The 4447-nt window shown below is 67.3% G+C and carries 3 protein-coding genes and 1 pseudogene; all 4 read left to right on the top strand.

The genetic code is table 11. The features are described from left to right. The first annotated feature begins 133 nt into the window (after positions 1 to 133). Positions 134 to 1171, top strand: coding sequence for a branched-chain amino acid ABC transporter permease (locus ACFWPJ_RS25760; protein ID WP_378854984.1), 1038 nt, complete (start codon positions 134 to 136; stop codon positions 1169 to 1171). A 5-nt stretch (positions 1172 to 1176) separates the two neighbouring features. Then, the gene (locus tag ACFWPJ_RS25755; RefSeq protein ID WP_378854988.1) at positions 1177 to 2583 is read left to right on the top strand and encodes a branched-chain amino acid ABC transporter permease; all 1407 of its coding nucleotides are present in this window, start codon (positions 1177 to 1179) and stop codon (positions 2581 to 2583) included. Next, a pseudogene (locus tag ACFWPJ_RS25750) lies at positions 2580 to 3488 on the top strand (ABC transporter ATP-binding protein); the annotation flags it as partial. The gene ACFWPJ_RS25755 and the pseudogene ACFWPJ_RS25750, both read left to right, overlap by 4 nt. 183 nt (positions 3489 to 3671) lie before the next feature. Further along, positions 3672 to 4364 carry an ABC transporter ATP-binding protein gene (locus tag ACFWPJ_RS25745; protein WP_378854986.1) on the top strand — a complete coding sequence of 231 codons (693 nt, stop codon included), beginning with the start codon at positions 3672 to 3674 and terminating at the stop codon, positions 4362 to 4364. Positions 4365 to 4447: the final 83 nt, after the last annotated feature.

Below are 4447 nucleotides of genomic sequence, written 5' to 3'. Positions count from 1 at the left end.
AATTGTGGGGGTGCCCGGGAGACTGCCCAAACCTCCCTTTGTGTTTTTACGTGGTATAGTGTGTCCCCCCTAAGGTTTTTTGGGTGGCTATGGCGGATGCACCGCGCGCCGCTCGCCTGACGCGAGAGAAAAAATGACATCAGCGGCATCGCTCGGTGTGACCCTGTTGGCCGAGGGGTCCATCGATTTCAACGTCTCCGGGGTGATCGACCAGTTCTGGCGATTGACCGTCGACGGACTCACCTACGGATCGATCTACGCGTTGGTCGCCGTCGGCTACACCCTGGTCTACGGCGTGCTGCGACTGATCAACTTCGCGCATTCCGAGATCTTCATGCTCGGCATGTTCGGTACCTACGTGGGGCTGGAGCTGCTCGGCTTCGCCCCCAGCGGCAACGCGTATTCCCAGGGCGTGGTCCTGACGGTGACCTATCTCGGCTTGGCGATGCTGTTCGGCATGCTGGTCTCCGGCATCGCCGCGATCGGGCTCGAACGGGTGGCCTACCGCCCGCTGCGCAAGCGCGGAGCCAAACCGCTGGCGTTCCTGATCACCGCGATCGGCATGTCGTTCGTGATCCAGGAGTTCGTCCACTACATCCTGCCCAAGATCAAGCCGGGTCTCGGCGGCTCCAACGCCCAGACCGGGATCCGGCTCGTCGAGCCGAAGGTACAGTTCAGCTTCCTCGGCGCGCAGGTCACCAATGTGGCGCTGGTGATCTTCGCCGCGGCCATCGTGCTCGCGATCACCACCGAGATCGTCATCAACCGAACCAAGTTCGGCCGCGCCATCCGCGCGGTGGCCCAGGACCCCGACACCGCGACCCTGATGGGCGTCTCGCGCGAGCGGGTCATCGTGCTGACCTTCCTCATCGGCGGTCTGCTCGCCGGTGCGGCCGCGATGCTCTACACGCTCTACATTCCCACCGGCATCATCTTCTCCGGCGGTTTCATCCTCGGTATCAAGGCGTTCAGCGCCGCGGTGCTCGGTGGTATCGGCAACCTGCGCGGCGCGCTGCTCGGCGGCATGATCCTCGGCGTCGCCGAGCAATACGGGCAGATCCTGTTCGGCAACGAATGGCGTGACGTGGTCGCGTTCGTTCTGCTGGTGACCGTGCTGATGTTCCGGCCGACCGGCATCCTCGGCGAGAGCCTGGGGAGGGCGCGCGCATGACCGACATGACGAAAACCCCGGTGGCGAACCAGGATCGGCGGGGCCTCGGCGACGCGATCCGCGACTGGTGGGACGGGCTGTCCCGGCCGGGCCAATGGGCCGTCGGCATCCCGGTCATCGCCGTGCTGGTGATCCTGCCGCTGTACCCGCCCCCGCTGATCGATACCCCCGGTGTGAGTTTCGGCGGCGTGATGGCGCAGTTCGCGATGTACGCGCTGATCGCCATCGGCCTGAACGTGGTCGTCGGCCAGGCAGGTCTGCTCGACCTCGGCTATGTCGGTTTCTACGCTGTCGGCGCCTACACCGTCGGCCTGCTGACCAGCCCGAACAGTCCGTGGAACCAGACCGACGGCGGCTGGCTCAATCCCAGCTGGGCGTGGCTGGCGTGCCTGCCGATCGCGGTCGCGCTGACCGCGTTCGCCGGTCTCGTGCTCGGCGCGCCGACCCTGCGGCTGCGCGGCGACTATCTGGCGATCGTGACGCTGGGCTTCGGTGAGATCGTCCGCCTGATGGCCGACAACCTCGAGGAACTGACCAACGGCAGCCTCGGGTTGTCCAAGATCGCCTACCCGGAAGTCGGCGAATCGCAAGCACATCCCGGTGGCTACTTCTCTCCGGGCAACCTCGGTGATCCCGACAGCTCGAACCCGCTGCAGCGGGCGAACAACGGCACCTGGTGGTTCTGGCTGGGTATGGCGCTGGTCGTGGTGGTGCTGCTGATCATCGGCAACCTCGAGCGCAGCCGGGTCGGCCGCTCCTGGGTCGCGATCCGCGAGGACGAGGACGCCGCCGAGATCATGGGCGTGCCGACCTTCAAGTTCAAGCTGTGGGCCTTCGTGATCGGCGCCTCCGTGGGTGGCCTCTCGGGCGCCATGTACGCCGGTCAGGTCACCTATGTGAATCCGAAGCAGTTCGACATCATCTTGTCGATGCTGTTCCTGTGCGCGGTCGTGCTCGGTGGCTCGGGCAACAAACTCGGCGTGATCGTCGGTGCCTTCCTCATCGCGTATCTGCCGATGCGGTTGCAGTCGGTGCAGCTGGTGTCGAGCGAGTCGACGGGCTATCTGCTGCTCGGGCTCGACATCGCGCTGCTGGTCGGCCTGTGGTTGCTGTGGCGGTGGCGCCGTGACGCGCTCGGCGTGTGGGCCAGACGCGGGGTGATCACCGTGTCGATCGTCGCGGTGGTCTTCGGCCTGCTGCTGCTCGGCAGCGTGCTGCTGTTCCGCAAGGGCGGCGCGCAGACGCTCGGTGACCTGAAGTACTTCTACTTCGGCATCGCGCTGGTGGTGATGATGATTCTGCGGCCACAGGGTCTGTTCCCGGTACGGCAGAAGCTGCTCACCTACGGCAGGCAGGTGTACCAGGCGGTCGTGCGCAAGCCGGCGGCCGAACTGATCGGAGCAGGGCGATGACCGGGCCGGGTGCGGGAGACGCGCTGTTCGACAACGAGGACATGGCGCCCGGGTACAAGCCGGCGCCGGAGGTCGAACCGGCAGGCGATGTCGACGTCACCGCGGTGCTGCCCGAACTCGGCGATGCCGAGACGGTCGCGGAGGTGGTCGCGCCGCATCGCGCGATCGACACCGAGGTGGGCGAGGCGCTGCTGCGCACCGACGGCCTGACGGTGAAGTTCGGCGGTCTGACCGCGCTGGACGGGGTCAGCTTCGAGATCCGCCGCGGTGAGATCCTCGGCCTGATCGGCCCCAACGGCGCGGGCAAGACCACCTGCTTCAACGCGATCACCGGCGTCTACAAGCCGGCGGGCGGCAGTGTGCATTTCGACGGCAGGCCGCTGGCCAAGACCAAGCGCAACGAGATCACCCGCCTCGGCATCGCGCGCACGTTCCAGAACGTGCGGCTGTTCGGGGAGATGACGGCGCTGGAGAACGTGGTCGTCGGCACCGACGCCCGCCACACCACCTCGGTGCCCGGCGCGGTGTTCCGCACCCCGAAGCACCGGCGCGAGGAGCGCGACGCCATCGAACGCGGCATGGCGCTGCTCGAGTTCGTCGGCATCGCGCCCCGCGCGGTGGAGAAGGCACGCAATCTCTCCTACGGTGACCAGCGCAGACTCGAGATCGCGCGAGCGCTGGCGACCGAGCCGAAGCTGCTGTGCCTGGACGAACCGGCCGCCGGGTTCAACCCGAGCGAGAAGTCGGCGCTGATGGATCTGATCCGCAAGATCCGCGACGACGGCTACACCGTGCTGCTCATCGAGCACGACATGCGCCTGGTGATGGGCGTGACCGACCGGATCGTGGTGCTCGAGTTCGGGCGCAAGATCGCCGACGGCCTGCCCGCCCAGGTGCGCGAGGATCCGGCCGTCATCGCGGCCTATCTCGGTGTGCCCGACGCGGACTCGGTCGACGAGGTGCGCGAGGAGGCCGGTGCCGCCGCCGCGGCTGAGGCGGCGCCCACCCAGGCCCCCGCCGTCGTGGTGGAAGCGGCGCAGGAAGAACCCGTCGTCGAGCAGAAGGTGCCGCTGCTCGAGGTGCGCGACATGGTCGTGAACTACGGCAGAATCGAAGCACTGCACGGGATCTCGCTGTCGGTCGACCAGGGCGAGCTGATCACCCTGCTCGGCGCCAACGGCGCGGGCAAGACGACCGCCATGCGCGCGCTGTCGGGTCTGCTGCCGCTCACCTCGGGCAAGATCCTGTTCGAGGGCAAGGACATCACCTCGATGAAGGCCCACGACCGGGTGGTCCACGGCCTGATCCAGGCGCCGGAAGGACGCGGCGTGTTCCCCGGCATGACCGTGGCGGAGAACCTCGACATGGGTTGCTACGGCAGGCCGTTCGAGCAGAAGTCCGAGTACCAGCAGACGCTGGACTGGATCTTCGAACTGTTCCCGCGCCTGGCCGAACGCCGCAAGCAGGTCGGCGGCACGCTCTCCGGCGGTGAACAGCAGATGCTGGCCATCGGTCGTGCCCTGATGGCCCGCCCGAAGCTGCTGCTGCTCGACGAGCCGTCGATGGGTCTGGCACCCATGGTGATCCAGCAGATCTTCAAGATCATCAGCGAGATCAACCGCCAGGGCACCACGGTCCTGCTCGTCGAGCAGAACGCCCAGCAGGCACTGACCCGCAGCGACCGCGCCTACATCCTGGAAACCGGCGAGGTCACCAAGACCGGAGCGGGCTCCGCCCTGCTCACCGACCCCGCCGTCATGTCCGCCTACCTCGGCCACTGAGTTGTCGGAGCGCTGGCGCGCTCGAGGTCGCGGCCCCTCCTGTCCCCGGGGGGGGGGGACGCGCGGGGGAGAATCGGGAGCGC

The sequence above is a fragment of the Nocardia sp. NPDC058497 genome, from assembly GCF_042720195.1.
GTDB lineage: Bacteria > Actinomycetota > Actinomycetes > Mycobacteriales > Mycobacteriaceae > Nocardia.
Note: the sequence above shows the minus strand (reverse complement) of the source record. Positions and strands in the feature narration are given on the sequence as shown.

Bases quoted from the DNA above. Each gene is read 5' to 3' on its own strand.
- ACFWPJ_RS25745 (WP_378854986.1), top strand. From the start codon at position 3,672: ATGGTCGTGAACTACGGCAGAATCGAAGCACTGCACGGGATCTCGCTG.
- ACFWPJ_RS25760 (WP_378854984.1), top strand. From the start codon at position 134: ATGACATCAGCGGCATCGCTCGGTGTGACCCTGTTGGCCGAGGGGTCC.
- ACFWPJ_RS25755 (WP_378854988.1), top strand. From the start codon at position 1,177: ATGACGAAAACCCCGGTGGCGAACCAGGATCGGCGGGGCCTCGGCGAC.